The sequence below is a fragment of the Marinovum sp. J2-8 genome, from assembly GCF_055808435.1.
The window spans coordinates 64,953-81,924 of sequence record NZ_JBVVRZ010000001.1; the positions used below are offsets into that span (position 1 = coordinate 64,953).

The following is a 16,972-nucleotide window of genomic DNA, read 5'->3' on the forward strand; positions in this document are numbered from 1 at the left end:
TCGCCACATCCATTACTTGTAACCCACAGTGATTCCTTGGTTCCTTTGATATGAACCCCCAGGATTAACCTCAGGTGAAAGTCGGCATTCTTCGAAAATTTGATCTATTTCCGAAAGAGAATCTTGACTTCGAATTGCTAGCGTAAGTCTCGGGATATTTTGAAAGGCCGAAACATGATTGACTGGGCACGGGTTTCGGAACTGCGCGAAGAAATCGGCGAAGAAGACTTTGCCGAAGTTGTCGAGCTGTTCCTGGAAGAGGTAGATGGGGTCATGGACACATTGGTGTCAGACCACGAAGATCTTGAATCGCAACTGCATTTCCTGAAGGGCAGTGCAATGAACCTGGGTTTCGACCGGTTCGCCGCACTCTGCCAATCCGGTGAAACCGCAGCCGGGGCGGGCAACGGCGCCAGCGTCGACACCAATCACATTCGCGAGGTTTATATCGCGTCGCGGGCGGAATTTGCCTCGGGTCTGGAAACCCGGCTGGCCGGCGAGCGGCGCATCGGCGATCAGCCGATCAGGAACACCTGGACATCGGCGACATTGGTGCCGGTGGCCGCGGTGATCAACAAGGCCCCGGCCCGACGCAGCGCTTCGTAACTGTCGTTATTGGCCAACAGGGTTTCTGCGTCGGCGCCGATCGCATCCGCGGTTTCGGGGCCAACAATGCCGCAGGCCGCATCGGTCGGACCATCGCGACCATCAGTGCCGCCGGACAGGAACAACCAATTTTCCGGCAGCTCATGGTTTTTCGCCGCCATTGCGACCCGCAAAGCCAGCTCTTGATTGCGACCACCACGTCCGTCACCGCGCAGAACGACCGTGGTTTCACCGCCAAAAATCAGCGCCATCGGCCCTTTGCCCCGCGCCTGCGATGCCGCTTGCAGGACAAATTCCGCCGCATCGGCGACATCGCCCTCCAGCGCGTCAGACACGATTTCGGCTTTGCCGGTTGTCGCCGCCAACATCGCCTCAAGACTTTTGCGGTTCGAGCCGATCAAATGGTTTTGCACTGGCGGTGTGGATACAGCCACCGATTCCGCCAACAGATGGTTCCGCACATTTTCGGGGCAATCGTCCCAAACACCGGCGTTTTTCAGCACCGCAACCGCTTCTTCCTTGCTGCCGATCGGGCCGACCGTGGGGCCAGAAGCAATCGCCCGAAGATCGTCGCCAATCACGTCAGACAACAAATAGGCAGTGACCGGTGCCGGTGCCGCGCAATGCAGCAACCCGCCGCCTTTCAGCTGTGACAATTGTTGGCGCACCAGGTTCATGCGGACAATGTCCAACCCGGCGCCCAACAGCAATTTGTTCACCGCCGCCTTGTCGTCCAGCGAAATGCCGTCCGCCGGCGCAGGCACAAGCGCCGATCCACCCCCGGACACCAAAACCACAACCGCATCCTGTGCCCCGACAGCCGCCAATCGGGTCATGATGTCCTGGCCCGCACGCAGACCCGCCGCATCCGGCACCGGATGGGCCGACCGCAGCACAGTGGCACCCGGCACATCCATTTCGTTTTCGTAATGCGTCACAGCAAGGGCCTGCACCGGGCGATCCACATGGCGCAGCGCCTCTTGCAACATGGCCGGCGCGGCCTTGCCAATGGCAATCACATGCAATTCACCGGCGGGGTCAGGCAAAGGATGCTCCCCCAAGGCATGGCGCAGGGCCAAGGCCGGATCAGCGGCTTCGACCGCTTTGGCAAACAGGTGAAGGGCAGTGTCGCGCAGGTCTTGGGATGTCATATCGGGATCTCACAGCGGCTGATGACCTTGGTGTCGTCACATTGCACGCCAATGTCAAATGTTTGCCCCACAACCAAATCCGGCGGCAGGGGTTTGGTCAACCGAAGGGTCAAACCTTCGGCGTGTTGTGTGATCACCTCGGCATGGTCGAAACCAAACAACCGGCCGACGCGCGGGAAAAGCGCCTTGTACAGCGCCTCTTTAGCCGAAAACACTGCGGTACAGGTGGCGGATTCCGGTTCGGGGCCCAGCACCGCCAAGTCACCTTTAGTCAATACCGATTGGCGAATGGCACGTGTGGCGCGGGGGTCGGCATAAGCCTCGATATCCAACCCCAGGTCGATCTGCGCCCGCCCGAGCCAGACACCGACCGTCCCGTGACTGTGGCTGATTGAACCGCGAAATCCCAACGGCCAGAGCGGATTGCCCTGGGCCCCGCGTCCGACCGCGCCATTTTTGACCCCAAACAGCGCAAGCGCACACCCCGCCAAAACACGCCCGGCCAGAAACTCGGCCCGCCGTTTTGGCACCGCCCGATCCAGAAACCCCGGTCGGGTCAGGCCGAAATGTGCAAAGTGTCTGTCGTGATACTGATCAAGATCATACTGCGCCAACATCAAAACACGGGTGTCGCTTTGGCTGCGCAGCTCTGGCGGGGTTAGAAACCCCTGCCCTTCAAAGGATGGATCAGCCAGCAAAGGTGCCAAAATGCCCGCCATGAAAAACCAAAGGATCGCCGTCGCGATACCGCAGATGCGCGACCTGACCCAGAATGATCGAATGATCCCCCGCCGGGACGGTTTCATGCAGCCTGCATTCAAAGCTGGCCAGCGCATCACGCAGAACCGGCACGCCCAGCGCGCCGATCTCGCTGTTGTCTTCGGTGAAATGACCGCCGTCCTTGGCAAAGGCCATGGCCAGATCGTATTGCCCGGAATGCAGCACGTTCAACACATAGGTCTGGGCGTTGCAGAACAGATCATAGCGATGCGACCGGTCCGAGAGGCACCAAAGCACCAGCGGCGGGGTCAGGGACACCGAGGTAAAGGAATTCACCGTCATGCCGGTCGGCCCCTGATCGGTCATTGTGGTGACCACGGTAACCCCGGTCGCGAACTGGCCCAGTGCATTGCGATAAAGTCGCATATGCTCGGCATCAGGTCGAAAAGGCACAGGTGTGATCATCATATTGGTCCGAAAGGGCGTATTCATCAGCACATCGCATTCACTGGTTACAGGGTAAAGCGAAAACCAAACTGCCGGATCACCCCCGACTGTGCCCTGTTTTCGCTGATCTCATGCTGAAAATACCGGAATTTCGCGACGAAAATGGGGCACAAGCGGGCTTAATCTATGCCGCGCCCCTCGACGCAATGACCAAACACCGTGGTCAAAAGCGAAATCCCGATCATTGTGGCGAACCAGCTGACGACGATGCTGTAAATCAGGCTGATCAAGGATGACGGATCGCCGCTGACCAGGGTCGGGATCTGCAACACCAGCGACATGAGGATCATCAACCCCGCCAGCCCGAAGACGGTGCTGGCATGTTCGGCAGTGACACGCCAAGCATCGCGAAAGGTCATATTGTCACCCAAAGCAATGGCCGGAAGGATCGGCGACAGGCGGAAAAACACATAAGATCCGACCCCCACCGCCGCCGCGATCATCAGGATCGGCGCCAGAAGAAAGCCAAACACAATGATCACCGGGACGATCGCCGCACCCACGGTCAGCCCCAAAAGGATCGACCGCCACAGATAGCCCAAAATCGCGCTGCCCGGCCATTTCGGCAACCAACCGTCCGGCGTTTCCCCCAACAGGACATAGCGATGCCACGCCACCGCGATCCACAGGCTGGCGCATGTGGCGGCCAAACTCAGGATCAGCATCATGAACCCCTCGGCAGGCGAAATCAGCGGCACCTGAACACCAAATAAATCTGTGACCATCTCGCCGCTGCTGGCATTGTGGCTATAGATCTGGGACACGACCTGAACCGCATAAAGCACCAGCGAGATCCGCAACGCCACATCCAATTCTGCACCACCAGCCGCACAGAATGGGTGAACATCGAAAGGGCTTTCATCGCGAACTCCTGAAACAACTGTTTGGCGGCATGGTGGGCGTTGCCGCGACCAAGGTCAACGCCACCACCTTGCCCCGAGACGCAAAAACCGCTATCGCCCGCCGCTAATACTGCTGTTATTCCCGCCGTTGTTCCAGCGTGCCGTCATTCAAAAAGGAAATCGCACATGTCCGCGCCCAAGAAAGTTGTCCTGGCCTATTCCGGCGGCCTTGATACCTCGATCATTCTGAAATGGCTGCAAACGGAATATGGCTGTGAGGTGGTGACCTTCACCGCCGATCTGGGCCAGGGCGAGGAATTGGAACCGGCCCGCAAAAAAGCCGAGATGATGGGCGCGGCCGGCATCTATGTCGAAGATCTGCGCGAAGAGTTTGTACGCGACTTCGTCTTCCCGATGTTCCGCGCCAATGCGGTATATGAGGGGCTGTATCTGCTGGGCACCTCGATCGCGCGCCCGTTGATTTCCAAACGTCTGGTCGAGATTGCCGAAGAAACCGGCGCCGATGCGGTGGCGCATGGCGCGACCGGCAAGGGCAATGATCAGGTGCGGTTCGAACTGGCCTGTTATGCGCTGAACCCCGATATCAAGGTGATCGCGCCGTGGCGGGAATGGGATCTGTCGTCGCGCACCAGATTGCTGGAATTCGCCGAAGCGCATCAAATCCCGGTCGCCAAGGACAAACGCGGCGAAGCGCCGTTTTCGGTTGATGCCAACCTTCTGCACACCTCGTCCGAGGGCAAGGTGCTGGAAGATCCGGCAGAACTGGCACCAGAGTACGTCTATCAGCGCACCGAAGACCCGATTGGCGGACCGGATGCGCCTGAATACATCGAAGTGACCTTCGAAAAGGGTGACGCGGTTGCGATCAATGGCGTGGCAAAAAGCCCGGCAACCATCCTGACCGAATTGAATGAATATGGCCGCCGTCATGGCATTGGGCGTCTGGATTTCGTCGAAAACCGCTTTGTCGGCATGAAATCGCGCGGCATCTATGAAACGCCCGGCGGCACCATCCTGCTTGAGGCGCATCGCGGCATCGAACAGATCACATTGGACAGCGGCGCAGGCCATCTGAAAGATTCGATCATGCCGCGCTATGCGGAACTGATCTACAACGGTTTCTGGTTCAGCCCGGAACGCGACATGTTGCAGGCGCTGATCGACAAAAGCCAGGAACATGTCACCGGCACGGTCAAACTGATGCTGTTCAAGGGCATGGCGCGCACCGTGGCCCGCTGGTCCGATCATTCGCTCTATTCAGAGGCGCATGTGACCTTCGAAGATGACGCGGGCGCATATGATCAGAAAGACGCAGCCGGCTTCATCCAATTGAATGCCCTGCGGCTGAAACTGTTGGCAGCGCGGAACCGTCGGCTGAAGGGCTGACAGCCCCGCGCACCACTCGTTAAGCCAACTGCCCGGCGGCTGAGGGTTTTGCCGGGCAATTGGTGACGCATAAAATCGAACTCGTTAAGACATAGATCCGGCGGTTACTGGGCGGTGATGGTTGTCATCACCAGCTTGCCGTCGGGTTTGATCGGGCCATCTTCGGTTGCGCCAAGGGTGTATTCGAACACACCGGTTTTCATCCCGCCCGCTTCGGCGTGGATCATCAGCATCAACATGTCCCCGGATGCGACCTCTTCTTGCAGGATCGCGGCCACGTCGGTGGTTTCACCTTTGCGGATCGGGGCATAGGCCACGACCGGGCCGGGCTTCATCTCTGCATCGGTGCGGTGCACAACCAGCCAGCCATTTTCACCCGCAGTGATTTTGGAGGCACTTACAACGCCGTTCGATACATCCTGATCGACGGCTTCGACAGCGGGGGCCATACCGTGCCCACCCGCGAAAACGGCCGTGGCGGTCAGGGCTGCGGCGACGGTTGCAATGGCGAAACGTGTCATTTGATAGTCTCCTTCGGTCTTTGGTTACAGCGGAGCATCCCCGCCATCTGAGGGAGATACGCAGCGGTTTCCGAAAAAGTTTCATTTCAGGAAAAGTTTTTTTCTCACACCGCGAATTTTCGCCCCCCGCGGTCGCCGTGGTCGGTAAACTCGGCTCACCTCTGTGTGACGTTTGATGTCAGGGCTTGTCCGACGGCGCCGTCCCGGACAAGGCTGACATCAGGAGGACCGATCATGACCCGTTTTGACATTTTTAAACCTGCGCTGTTGGCGGCGCTGATCATCGTCGGGCTATGCGCCCAATCACAACAAGCCCAAGCGGCAGACAAACAGGTGCTGACCGTGGCTGGCGGCTGTTTCTGGTGCGTCGAAGCCGATTTTGAAAAGGTCAAAGGCGTGACAGAGGTTGTCAGCGGCTACACCGGCGGGACCAAGGCGAACCCAAGCTACAAGGATGTGACGCGCGGTGGCTCTGGCCATTACGAGGCGGTTCAGATCATGTTCGACGCCGATGTGGTCAGCCGCAGGCAGCTGCTGTCGCTGTTTTTCCGTTCTGTTGATCCGACGGACGCGGGCGGCCAGTTCTGTGACAGAGGTGACTCTTACCGCACGGCGATTTTCGCCAATGGGGCGCAGGAAAAAACACTGGCCAACGAGGCCAAGACCGCAGCCCAGGCAGAATTGGGCCGGAAAATTGTGACACCCGTGCTGAACACATCGGCATTCTATCCCGCCGAAGACTTTCACCAGAACTACTATAAATCGACCGAGAGCACATTAACCCGGTTCGGCTATGTCACCCGTGCCAAGGCGTACAAGAAGTATCGCGCGGCCTGTGGTCGTGATGCCAAGGTGCGGGCCCTCTGGGGTGATGCTGCGCCATTTGCTGGAAGCTGACGCCGGGCTGCGCGCCGTTCGCTGACGCGCACCCCAAACCCGGGTTTCAACGCAAAATCAGCGCTGGAACCCGGCCAGATCCTTCAGATCCGGGATCACATCCGCCGTGCCCTGGCGTGTCACCATCAACGCGCCAGCCCGCTGGGCGCGTTCGATCGACGCCTCCATCGACATGCCGGCATCCAGACCCGCCACAAGATAACCGGTAAACGTATCGCCGGCCCCGGTGGTATCGACCACCTCGACCTTGATGCCGGGGAAATGCCGGTCGATCCCGGCGCCGCTGGAAATATGACGGCACCCATCACCACCCAGGGTGATGACAATATCCGCCACATCCAGAGCGGTGATCGCGCATCCCATGGCTTGCGTCAGCTGCGCGGCCTCTACCTCGTTCAACACCAACAGGTCGATACGTTCCAACACCTCGGCCACGGCGGCGGCATCAAATGGCGCGGCGGCATAGACCACGCGCATTCCTTTTTGGCGGGCCAGGCCGGCAGCATAGCTTTGCAGATTGGTCTCGTTCTGGAACATCAGGGTATCGGTTGGCCCCGCGTCGCCCAGCGCGGCGGTCACATGCCCCTGCCCCAGACCCAGATTGGCACCGCCAAACAACACAATCTGGTTTTCGCCCGCACCATCCACATAGATCACCGCATGGCCGGTGGCGGCCTCACTGCTGGCGATATGACGGGTATCAACGCCGTATTCCATAAGCCGGGCAACCGCCCATTTGCCATCCTCACCCACCGCGCCAATATGGGCGACATGGGCCGCCGCACGGGCCGCCGCCACCGACATATTGGCCCCTTTGCCACCAAGCCCGCGATGAAACCCGGTCGAGGCCAAGGTTTCCCCCGGCCCCGGAAGATGCGGCAGCTGATAAAACAGATCGGCGTTGATTGACCCAAGATTGTAAATCATCGCGCGCCCTAGCCCACTTTGCAGGCTGCCAACACCGCCATGTTGAGAATGTCATTTGCGGTCGAATTGCTCGAACATATCTGGATAGAATTATCGACCCCCGCCAAAATTGGCCCGATCACCGTTGCGCCTGCCATTTCCTGAAGCAATTTGACCGAAATGCTGGCCGAATGCCGTGCCGGCACGACCAGGATATTGGCAGGTCCGGTCAGACGCGAAAACGGATAGGCTTTTTGCGCATTGGTGTTCAGCGCCACATCGACGGTCATTTCGCCTTCGTATTCGAAATTCACCCCGCGCCGGTCCAGAACCTGGGACGCGACATGCATTTTGGTGGCGCGTTCCGACACCGGATAGCCAAAGGTTGAAAAGCTGACAAAGGCAACGCGCGGTTCCAACCCCAGATCGCGGGCCACATCGGCGCTGCGTTCGGCGATGGTGGCCAGATCTTCCTCGTCCGGCCATTCCTGCACCAATGTATCGCTGATCAGAACAATCCGCCCCTTGTGCAGCAACGCCGTGACACCCACCGCGCCATGTTCGGCATCGGCATCAAAGACATAATTCATCCGCTCCAGCACATGCGCCGATTTGCGGGTCGCCCCGGTGATAAGCCCGTCCCCATGACCATGCGCCAACATCAGCGCGGCAAAGACATGCCGGTCGCGCGCGGCGAGCCGGTGAATGTCCTTCATGTCATGGCCCTTGCGTTGCAGGCGCTGATAGAGAAAATCCTTGTAGGTATCGAGGTAACGGGAATTCGCCGCATTGATGATTTCCAGCTCGCGGGCCGCATCGCCCAGACCGGCGGCTTCAAGCTTCATGCGCACGTCGTCTTCGCGCCCCACCACCAGAGCTTTGCCCAGACCATTGCGTTGATACATCACCGCCGCGCGCAACACGCGGGGATCATCACCTTCGGCAAAGATCATCCGCGCCTGATTGGCCCGCGCACGGGTATTGATGCCGCGCAGGATGGACGCGGTCGGATCAAGCCGGGATTTCAGGCTTTGTTCATAAGCCTCCATATCGACAATCGGCCGCCGCGCAGCGCCGGTGTCCATCCCGGCCTTGGCCACGGCGGGCGGAATACGGTGGATCAGCCGTGGGTCAAACGGCGTCGGAATGATGTAATCCCGCCCGAAGGTCAGGTTTTTGCCATAGGCCAGCGCCACTTCGTCGGGCACATCTTCGCGGGCGAGTTCGGCCAGCGCCTCGGCACAGGCGATTTTCATTTCGTCGTTGATCGCGCGGGCATGCACGTCCAGCGCCCCACGGAACAGATACGGGAACCCCAGAACGTTGTTGACCTGATTGGGGTAATCGCTGCGCCCGGTGGCGACGATGGCATCGGGGCGAACCTCATGCGCTTCTTCCGGGGTGATTTCGGGATCGGGGTTTGCCATGGCAAAAATCACCGGATTGTCGGCCATGCTGGTGACCATGTCCTGGGTCACCGCGCCCTTGGCCGACACCCCAAGGAACACATCCGCCCCTTTCATCGCTTCTTCCAGAGTGCGCAGATCGGTATTGGCGGCATGGGCCGATTTCCACTGGTTCATACCTTCGGTACGGCCCTGATAGATCACGCCCTTGGTGTCGCACATGATGCAGTTGTCCTGCTGCGCGCCCATGGATTTCACCAGCTCCAGACAGGCAATCCCCGCCGCGCCGGCCCCATTCAACACGATGCGGCAATCTTCGATCCTCTTGCCCGACAGATGCAGCGCATTGATCAACCCGGCCGCACAGATCACCGCTGTGCCGTGCTGATCATCGTGGAACACCGGGATGTCCATCTCTTCTTTCAGGCGCTGTTCGATGATGAAACATTCGGGCGCCTTGATGTCCTCAAGGTTGATGCCGCCGAACGTCGGCCCCATCAGACGCACCGCATTGCAAAAGGCGTCCGGGTCTTCGGTATCCAGTTCGATGTCGATGGAATTGACGTCGGCAAAGCGTTTGAACAGCACCGCCTTGCCCTCCATCACCGGTTTTGATCCCAGCGCGCCAAGATTGCCAAGGCCCAGAACCGCCGTACCGTTGGAAATCACCGCCACAAGGTTGCCCTTGTTGGTGTAATCATACGCGGTTTCCGGATTGGCAGCGATTTCTTCGCAGGGGACGGCCACACCGGGGGAATAGGCCAGCGACAGATCCCGCTGGGTGGTCATCGGCACCGTGGCCGAAATTTCGAATTTGCCCGGTGTCGGCTCCAGGTGGAAGGCCAGTGCTTCTTCCCGTGTGATCTTGGCTTTTGGCATTTGATGGGCCTCCCGTTCCATATGGTCCTATTGCTCTTACCGAAGCGCTGACCCGCTGCCAAGGACAGCTGTTGCAGTGTCTGGCCGATGGTGCTTTCGGCTTTTCGTGACAATGCGGGCTTTGTATGGTCCGCCGAAACCCTGGGGGACTTTATGAGCCGCGAAAAATCAACCGTCACGCCAATGATGGCACAGTATCTGGAGCTGAAATCCAATCATACGGATTCACTTCTGTTTTACCGGATGGGTGATTTTTACGAAATGTTCTTTGACGACGCCCGCGCCGCAGCAGAGGCGCTGGACATTGCGTTGACCAAACGTGGCAAACATGACGGCGTGGATATTCCGATGTGCGGCGTGCCGGTGCATGCCGCCGAGGGCTATTTGCTGACGCTGATCCGCAAGGGGTTTCGCGTCGCGGTCTGTGAACAGATGGAAAACCCCGCCGAGGCCAAGAAACGCGGATCGAAATCCGTGGTGAAACGCGATGTCGTGCGGCTGGTCACGCCGGGCACCTTGACCGAAGAGACCCTGCTGGAGGCGCGGCGACATAACTTCCTGGCCGCTTGTGCCCTGGTCCGTGACGAGGCCGCCCTGGCCTGGGTCGACATATCCACCGGGGCGTTTCACGTGATGAGCTTGCCACAGGTCCGGTTCGGCCCGGAATTGGCGCGTCTGTCACCCTCTGAGGTGCTGGTGGCCGAAGCCCATGAACGCGACATCGCGGATGTGGTGACCGATGCCGGCGCGGCGCTGACCACATTGGGCCGAGGATCGTTTGATTCCGCTTTGGCCGCCGACCGGATCACAGAAGTGTTTGGCGTCGCCTCGCTTGAGGCCTTTGGCCATTTCGAGCGTGCCGAACTGTCGGCCATGGGGGCCTTGGTCGATTATCTGAAAATCACCCAGAAAGGCAAATTGCCGCTGCTGCGCCGGCCACAAAAGGAATCCAGCGGCGGTGTCATGCAGATCGACGCCGCCACCCGGCGCAATCTGGAGTTGACCTCGGCCTTGTCCGGCGGGCGTGCTGGATCTTTGTTGGCGACCATTGATCTGTCGGTGACGGCTGGCGGCGGGCGGTTGCTGGAACGGCGATTGTCCAGCCCGTCCCGCGATATGGCTGAAATTTCAGCACGATTGGAGGCTGTAGGCTTTGCCACGGAAAACACCGGGTTTCGATCCGCGCTGCGGGATGCGCTGCGCAAGGTGCCGGACATTGACCGCGCCCTGTCACGATTGGCGCTGGACCGGGGTGGCCCCCGCGATCTGACCGCAATGCGCAATGCGTTGGAACAGGCCGCGAGGATCGGTGCGGATCAGCAAGACGCCGACTTGCCGGCCCGGTTGCAGGATGCCGTGGCGCGCCTGTCGGGGTATGACGCGCTTCACGACCTGTTGGATCAGGCATTGGTGGCGGAACCGCCGCTTTTGGCGCGTGATGGTGGGTTCATCGCAGCCGGCTATCACCAAGAACTGGACGAGGCGCGCACGCTGCGCGACGAAGGCCGCAGTGTGATTGCACGGATGCAGCAGGATTATATTGCCGACACCGGCATCAATTCGCTGAAAATCAAGCATAACAACGTGTTGGGTTATTTCATCGAAACCACGGCCACCCATGCAGAAAAGATGCTGTCGGCACCACTGTCGGAACGTTACATCCACCGCCAGACCACGGCCAATCAGGTGCGTTTCACCACCGTTGAACTGTCCGAGCTGGAAACCCGGATCCTGAACGCCGGCAATCGCGCGCTAGAGATCGAAAAACGGCTGTTTGCGGATCTGCGGCAAAGCGTGCTCGACGCGGCCGGGCCCCTTGGCGATTTGGCACGTGCCCTGAGCGAGCTGGATGTCAGCACCGCCTTGGCAGAACTGGCCGTGCAACAGGATTGGACCAAACCAACCGTCGATTCCTCGCGGATGTTTCACGTGGAACGGGGACGCCATCCGGTGGTCGAAGCGGCATTGCGAAAATCCGGTGATGCCTTTGTCGCCAATGATTGTGACCTGAGCGATGGCGACAGCGCGGCGGCCATCTGGTTGCTGACCGGGCCGAACATGGCGGGTAAATCGACCTTTCTGCGCCAGAACGCCCTGATCGCGGTCCTGGCGCAAATGGGGTCTTTTGTCCCGGCAGAGGTGGCGCACATCGGATTGGTCAGCCAATTGTTCAGCCGGGTCGGCGCGTCGGATGATCTGGCGCGGGGCCGATCAACCTTTATGGTCGAAATGGTCGAAACTGCTGCGATCCTCAATCAGGCGGACGACCGCGCGCTGGTGATCCTGGATGAAATCGGCCGGGGCACAGCGACCTATGACGGGTTGTCGATTGCCTGGGCGACGCTGGAACATCTGCATGACATGAACCGCTGTCGCGGATTGTTTGCCACGCATTACCACGAAATGACGTCACTGGCCGGGCGCATGGATGGTGTGGAAAACGCCACCGTTGCCGTCAAGGATTGGGAAAACGAGGTGATTTTCCTGCATGAGGTCAAAAAGGGCGCGGCGGATCGCAGCTATGGTGTGCAGGTCGCGCAATTGGCAGGGCTGCCGCCAGTGGTGGTCAGCCGTGCGCGGGAAATCCTGGATGCGTTGGAAAAAGGCGAGCGTGAGGGCGGCAAGCAAAAGGCCGTAATCGACGATCTGCCGTTGTTTTCTGCAGTTGCCGCCGCGCCAGCGCCCGCGCCCGCAGCAGAGACATCACCGATCAAAGCCCGACTGGATGAAATTCATCCAGACGAGCTTTCGCCACGCGAAGCCTTGCAATTGATCTATGACTTGAAGGCACTGACCGTCCAGTGAGGGCGGTCAAATAGAACCAGGCAGGAAAATGTGCGCGGCAACCGCCCCGCACATTTGACCTTAGCCGCCGGTGTTTGACGACACACCCACCTGCGCCGGGCGCAACAGCCGGTCGTGCATGATGAAACCGTCAGCAGAGACCTGAATGATCTCGCCCGCTTTGGTGCCGGGCACCGGCGCTTCGAACATCGCCTCGTGGTGCTGCGGATCGAATTTGTCACCAACCTTGGGTGCAATGGGTTCGATCCCGTGTTTTTTCAGCACAGAAACCATTTCCCGCATCGTCAATTCGACACCTTCGATCAGGGCAGCGGCAAGTTCCTTTTGCTCCTGCGGCGCGGATTCAACAGCACGCTTCAGGTTGTCGTACACCGGCAGCAAATCCCGCGCCAAGCGCGAACCGCCATAGCGTTCGGCATCATGACGTTCCTTTTGCGCCCGCTTGCGCGAGTTTTCGGCATCCGCCAAAGCCCGCATGAATTTGTCCTGAAGCGCATCACGTTCCGCGCGCAGCGAATCCAACTCTATCGCTTCCGGCTCCAATTCCTCAAACTCATCCGCCAATTCCTCGGCCTCGGCTTCGTCGATATCATCGAGGAAATCGTCCTTTTCCGGCTCTGCCATTCTTCACCTCTAACTTCGGTCGGAAATCAATTTTCCAACCAGCTGTGCCGTGTAATCCACGATCGGAACGATGCGCCCGTAGTTCAGCCGCGTGGGGCCAATCACACCGACCGCACCGATGATCTTTCGATCCGCGTTCATATATGGAGAGACCACCAAAGAGGAACCCGAAAGTGAGAAAAGTTTGTTCTCGGAGCCGATAAAAATGCGCACACCTTCGCCGGTTTCGGTCAGTTCCAGAAATTCCGCAATGTCACGTTTGCGTTCCAGGTCGTCAAACAGCACCCGGATGCGATCCAGGTCGGCCTCTTCATCCTGATCCCCCAGAAGATTCGACCGCCCCCGAACCAAAAGACGCGCCGAATCAGCGGCCTCTTCCGACCAGACGGCAAGGCCGCTTTCCACCAGATCGTGGCTGAGTTGGTCGATTTCTTGCCGGCGGTTGGCAATTTCGCGGGTAAACTGCGTGCGCAATTCGCTGAGCGTGCGGCCCCCAATCAGGGAATTCAGAAAATTCGCGGCTTCGCGCATCGAGCTGGGGGTCTGGCCCGGCGGTGGCGTGAAGATGCGATTTTCCACATGTCCATCCGCAAAGACCAGAACCACCAACGCGCGATCCTGGGCCAGCGAGACAAATTCGATGTGGCGAATGGGCGCTTCGTGTTTCGGGGTCAGCACCAACGACGCGCCATGCGTCACCCCCGACAAGGCCGATCCAACCCGATCCAACAGGTTCGACACATCCCGCCCATTGTCGCCAAGGGTGGAATCAATCGCCGCACGATCCTCAACCGCGAGGTCATCAACCTCTAGCAGGCCATCGACAAACATCCGCAACCCCTGTTGCGTCGGGATGCGCCCGGCCGAGATATGCGGGCTGTCGAGCAGACCAAGGTATTCCAGATCCTGCATCACATTGCGCACTGTCGCGGCGCTGACCTTTTCCGACATGCTGCGGGTCAACGTGCGAGAGCCGACAGGCTCGCCATTGCTCAGATAACCTTCGACAACGCGACGAAACACTTCGCGCGAGCGGTCATTCATTTCTTCCAGAAGTCTGGAACCATCGCTCATCTGGTTCGCTACCTTTCCTATTCCGGCGCTTTCCCCGGTTTTTCACCGGATCACGACAGGGTTGCGAAACATGCCTACCCCCCGTATCCCAACATTGAAACCAACAAGGACAAGATCATGCGACCCTCTGGACGGAATTTAAGCGAAATGCGCGCCGTTTCAATCGAAACCGGTGTGACCAAACATGCCGAGGGCTCTTGCCTGATCAAAGTTGGTGACACCCATGTGTTGTGCACCGCCACGATCGAAGACCGCGTGCCGCCCTTTATCAAGGGTTCGGGTCTTGGCTGGGTCACTGCCGAATATGGCATGCTGCCCCGCGCCACCAACACACGGATGCGCCGCGAGGCCTCGATGGGGAAACAGGGCGGAAGAACTGTTGAAATTCAGCGACTTATCGGTCGCTCCCTGCGGGCCGGTGTCGATCGCGTGGCCCTTGGCGAACGTCAGATTACCGTCGATTGCGACGTCATTCAGGCCGATGGCGGGACGCGCTGTGCCGCAATTACCGGTGGTTGGGTGGCCTTGAAACTGGCGGTGAACAAGCTGATGAAGGTCGGCGATGTTATATCGGACCCATTGGTCGACCCGGTTGCCGCTGTCAGCTGCGGTATTTATGCCGGTCAGCCGGTGCTGGACCTCGATTATCCCGAAGACAGCGAAGCCGGCGTCGACGGCAATTTCATAATGCTGGCCAGCAAACAATTGATCGAAGTGCAAATGTCGGCCGAGGGATCGACATATTCCCGCGCTCAGATGAACGAACTTCTGGACCTGGCCGAAAAAGGCGTGACCGAATTGGCCGAACTGCAAAGAGCGGCGGTGGCATGACCCGGAAATTTGCCGACAAGAAGCTGGTTATTGCCACCCACAACAAGGGCAAGCTGGAAGAAATTCAGGACCTGCTGAAGCCCTATGGGATCGAGGTTGTTGGCGCCGCCGAGCTGGGGCTGGCGGAACCGGACGAAACCGAAGATACCTTCGTCGGCAATGCCCGGATCAAAGCACATGCAGCAGCGCAGGCCACGGGCCTGCCTGCGCTGGCGGATGACAGTGGTATCGAGATCGAGGCGCTGGACAATGCGCCCGGTGTCTATACCGCCGATTGGGCGGAGACCCCAAATGGGCGCGATTTTGTCATGGCAATGCAGCGCAGTCATGACGCGCTGGAAGCGCGCAATGCCCCGCACCCCCGTCTGGCCCGGTTTTGCTGCACCTTGGTGCTGGCTTGGCCAGATGGCCACGACGAGGTTTTCCCCGGCGTGATGGCGGGCCAGGTTGTCTGGCCGATGCGCGGCGCGCTGGGCCATGGCTATGATCCGATTTTCATGCCGGACGGCTATGACATCACCTGTAGTGAAATGGATCGTTGGGAAAAAAACCGGATAAGCCATCGCGGCGACGCATTTAAAAAACTTGTGGCAGGATGCTTTGACTGAAGATTGGCAACTCGGCGGATTTGGGCTTTATCTTCATTGGCCGTTTTGCGAGGCGAAATGCCCCTATTGCGATTTTAACAGCCATGTCACCCGCCGAATTGATCATGAGACCTGGACCGCAGCCTATTTGATAGAAATCGACCGAATTGCCGCAGAGACCCCGGACCGGGTCTTGCGGTCGGTTTATTTTGGCGGTGGGACACCGTCGTTGATGCAGGTCAGCACCGTCGGCGCCATTTTGGAACGTATCGCTGCGCGCTGGACCCTGGCGAATGACGTTGAAATCACCCTTGAGGCCAACCCAAGTTCCGTTGAAGCAGCGCGGTTTGCCGGCTTTCGCGACGCCGGTGTCAACCGCGTGTCGCTTGGGGTTCAGGCGTTGAATGATCCGGATTTGAAACGCCTCGGCAGGTTGCATGATCTCGGCCAGGCCGAAGCGGCAATTGAAATTGCGCAAACGACGTTTGACCGGATGAGTTTCGATCTGATCTACGCCCGTCAGGACCAAAGCATTGATGATTGGCGGGCTGAGCTGCAACGTGCTTTGGACATGGGCGCAAGTCATCTGTCGCTCTATCAATTGACAATCGAAGACGGCACCGCATTTGGGGACCGATTTCGCGCCGGAAAACTGCGGGGTCTGCCGCAAGACGACATCGCCGCTGATATGTATGAGGTGACACAGGAGATGTGTTCCGCCGCGGGATTGCCGGCCTATGAGGTGTCAAATCATGCGCGCAGCGGTCAGGAATCCCGACATAATTTGATCTATTGGCGGGGCGGAGATTACGCCGGTATCGGGCCGGGCGCACACGGGCGGCTGACGCTGCAAGGGCAACGGTGGGCCACAGAGGCCCGGCGCAACCCCGGTGCCTGGCTCCACGCCGTCAAGGAAAACGACGCAGAGCAGCGTGATCCCCTATCACTTCAAGATATTGGGTTGGAATACCTGATGATGGGGCTTCGTACTATTGAACCACTTGATTTGGACAGGCTGGAGCGTCGCACCGGCCTATCCATCCCATCCGACAGATTGCAATCTCTCGTCTCACTTGGGGTTTTGACCCATCAGGATCGCCAAATTGCCGTCACCGCCGCCGGACGTCCGGTACTCAATGCGGTAATCGGCGAGTTGATCAGAGATTTCAGCTGATCAAACGTCCTATTGTTGGCAGAATATTGCTTCGC

Annotated in this window: 16 protein-coding genes; 7 read left to right on the forward strand and 9 right to left on the reverse strand. The window is 59.1% G+C overall.

The features are described 5' to 3' along the window. Positions 1–174: 174 nt before the first annotated feature. Complete coding sequence (locus AC0L4F_RS00320) at positions 175–606, forward strand: Hpt domain-containing protein (RefSeq protein WP_348524040.1); 432 nt, start codon at positions 175–177, stop codon at positions 604–606. Here the strand turns inward: AC0L4F_RS00320 and AC0L4F_RS00325 are convergent. From AC0L4F_RS00325 to AC0L4F_RS00340, 4 genes are all read right to left on the reverse strand, one after another. Next, the gene (locus tag AC0L4F_RS00325; protein ID WP_244683901.1) at positions 516–1,757 is read right to left on the reverse strand and encodes a glycerate kinase type-2 family protein; all 1,242 of its coding nucleotides are present in this window, start codon (positions 1,755–1,757) and stop codon (positions 516–518) included. The two genes, AC0L4F_RS00320 and AC0L4F_RS00325, sit on opposite strands and share 91 nt — an antisense overlap. Further along, complete coding sequence (locus AC0L4F_RS00330; protein WP_244683913.1) at positions 1,754–2,464, reverse strand: 4'-phosphopantetheinyl transferase family protein; 711 nt, start codon at positions 2,462–2,464, stop codon at positions 1,754–1,756. The genes AC0L4F_RS00325 and AC0L4F_RS00330 overlap by 4 nt, the downstream gene beginning before the upstream one ends. After that, the gene (locus tag AC0L4F_RS00335) at positions 2,445–2,969 is read right to left on the reverse strand and encodes a flavin reductase family protein (RefSeq protein ID WP_244683917.1); all 525 of its coding nucleotides are present in this window, start codon (positions 2,967–2,969) and stop codon (positions 2,445–2,447) included. Before AC0L4F_RS00335 ends, AC0L4F_RS00330 begins: the two co-directional genes overlap by 20 nt. Before the next feature lie 134 nt (positions 2,970–3,103). Next, entirely contained in the window at positions 3,104–3,790 is a 687-nt protein-coding gene (locus tag AC0L4F_RS00340; RefSeq protein WP_473446055.1) for a hypothetical protein, read from the reverse strand. A gap of 222 nt (positions 3,791–4,012) precedes the next feature. On the opposite strand from AC0L4F_RS00340, the gene AC0L4F_RS00345 reads away from it, so the two are divergent. After that, on the forward strand, positions 4,013–5,233 hold the full coding sequence (locus AC0L4F_RS00345) for an argininosuccinate synthase (protein ID WP_244683922.1): 1,221 nt from the start codon (positions 4,013–4,015) through the stop codon (positions 5,231–5,233). Positions 5,234–5,337: 104 nt separating this feature from the next. On the opposite strand, the gene AC0L4F_RS00350 is transcribed toward AC0L4F_RS00345, so the two are convergent. Beyond that, positions 5,338–5,754 carry a DUF7282 domain-containing protein gene (locus tag AC0L4F_RS00350; RefSeq protein ID WP_473445804.1) on the reverse strand — a complete coding sequence of 139 codons (417 nt, stop codon included), beginning with the start codon at positions 5,752–5,754 and terminating at the stop codon, positions 5,338–5,340. 234 nt (positions 5,755–5,988) lie between these two features. On the opposite strand from AC0L4F_RS00350, the gene msrA reads away from it, so the two are divergent. Further along, positions 5,989–6,651 carry a peptide-methionine (S)-S-oxide reductase MsrA gene (gene msrA, locus AC0L4F_RS00355; protein ID WP_244683935.1) on the forward strand — a complete coding sequence of 221 codons (663 nt, stop codon included), beginning with the start codon at positions 5,989–5,991 and terminating at the stop codon, positions 6,649–6,651. A 57-nt stretch (positions 6,652–6,708) separates the two neighbouring features. Here msrA and AC0L4F_RS00360 read toward each other — a convergent pair whose 3' ends face one another. Together AC0L4F_RS00360 and AC0L4F_RS00365 are read right to left on the reverse strand one after the other, a co-directional pair. Beyond that, on the reverse strand, positions 6,709–7,578 hold the full coding sequence (locus AC0L4F_RS00360) for a ribokinase (RefSeq protein ID WP_244683937.1): 870 nt from the start codon (positions 7,576–7,578) through the stop codon (positions 6,709–6,711). An 8-nt stretch (positions 7,579–7,586) separates the two neighbouring features. Further along, a complete protein-coding gene (locus AC0L4F_RS00365) occupies positions 7,587–9,842 on the reverse strand; it encodes an NADP-dependent malic enzyme (RefSeq protein ID WP_244683939.1) in 2,256 nt (751 codons plus the stop codon). A 153-nt stretch (positions 9,843–9,995) separates the two neighbouring features. On the opposite strand from AC0L4F_RS00365, the gene mutS reads away from it, so the two are divergent. After that, a complete protein-coding gene (gene mutS / locus AC0L4F_RS00370; protein ID WP_244683942.1) occupies positions 9,996–12,647 on the forward strand; it encodes a DNA mismatch repair protein MutS in 2,652 nt (883 codons plus the stop codon). Positions 12,648–12,707: 60 nt separating this feature from the next. Here mutS and AC0L4F_RS00375 read toward each other — a convergent pair whose 3' ends face one another. Together AC0L4F_RS00375 and hrcA are read right to left on the reverse strand one after the other, a co-directional pair. Continuing rightward, positions 12,708–13,271, reverse strand: a complete 564-nt coding sequence (locus tag AC0L4F_RS00375) for a nucleotide exchange factor GrpE (RefSeq protein ID WP_244683944.1) — start codon at positions 13,269–13,271, stop codon at positions 12,708–12,710. 9 nt (positions 13,272–13,280) lie between these two features. After that, a complete protein-coding gene (hrcA, locus tag AC0L4F_RS00380) occupies positions 13,281–14,345 on the reverse strand; it encodes a heat-inducible transcriptional repressor HrcA (protein WP_244683947.1) in 1,065 nt (354 codons plus the stop codon). 117 nt (positions 14,346–14,462) lie between these two features. Between hrcA and rph the strand changes: the two genes are divergently transcribed. From rph to hemW, 3 genes are read left to right on the forward strand one after another with little or no spacing between them, the layout of a single operon-like run. Beyond that, on the forward strand, positions 14,463–15,176 hold the full coding sequence (gene rph, locus AC0L4F_RS00385; protein ID WP_244683949.1) for a ribonuclease PH: 714 nt from the start codon (positions 14,463–14,465) through the stop codon (positions 15,174–15,176). Next, positions 15,173–15,784, forward strand: coding sequence for an RdgB/HAM1 family non-canonical purine NTP pyrophosphatase (gene rdgB, locus AC0L4F_RS00390; RefSeq protein WP_244683960.1), 612 nt, complete (start codon positions 15,173–15,175; stop codon positions 15,782–15,784). The genes rph and rdgB overlap by 4 nt, the downstream gene beginning before the upstream one ends. Beyond that, entirely contained in the window at positions 15,777–16,937 is a 1,161-nt protein-coding gene (hemW, locus tag AC0L4F_RS00395) for a radical SAM family heme chaperone HemW (protein ID WP_244683963.1), read from the forward strand. The genes rdgB and hemW overlap by 8 nt, the downstream gene beginning before the upstream one ends. Positions 16,938–16,972 lie beyond the last annotated feature (35 nt).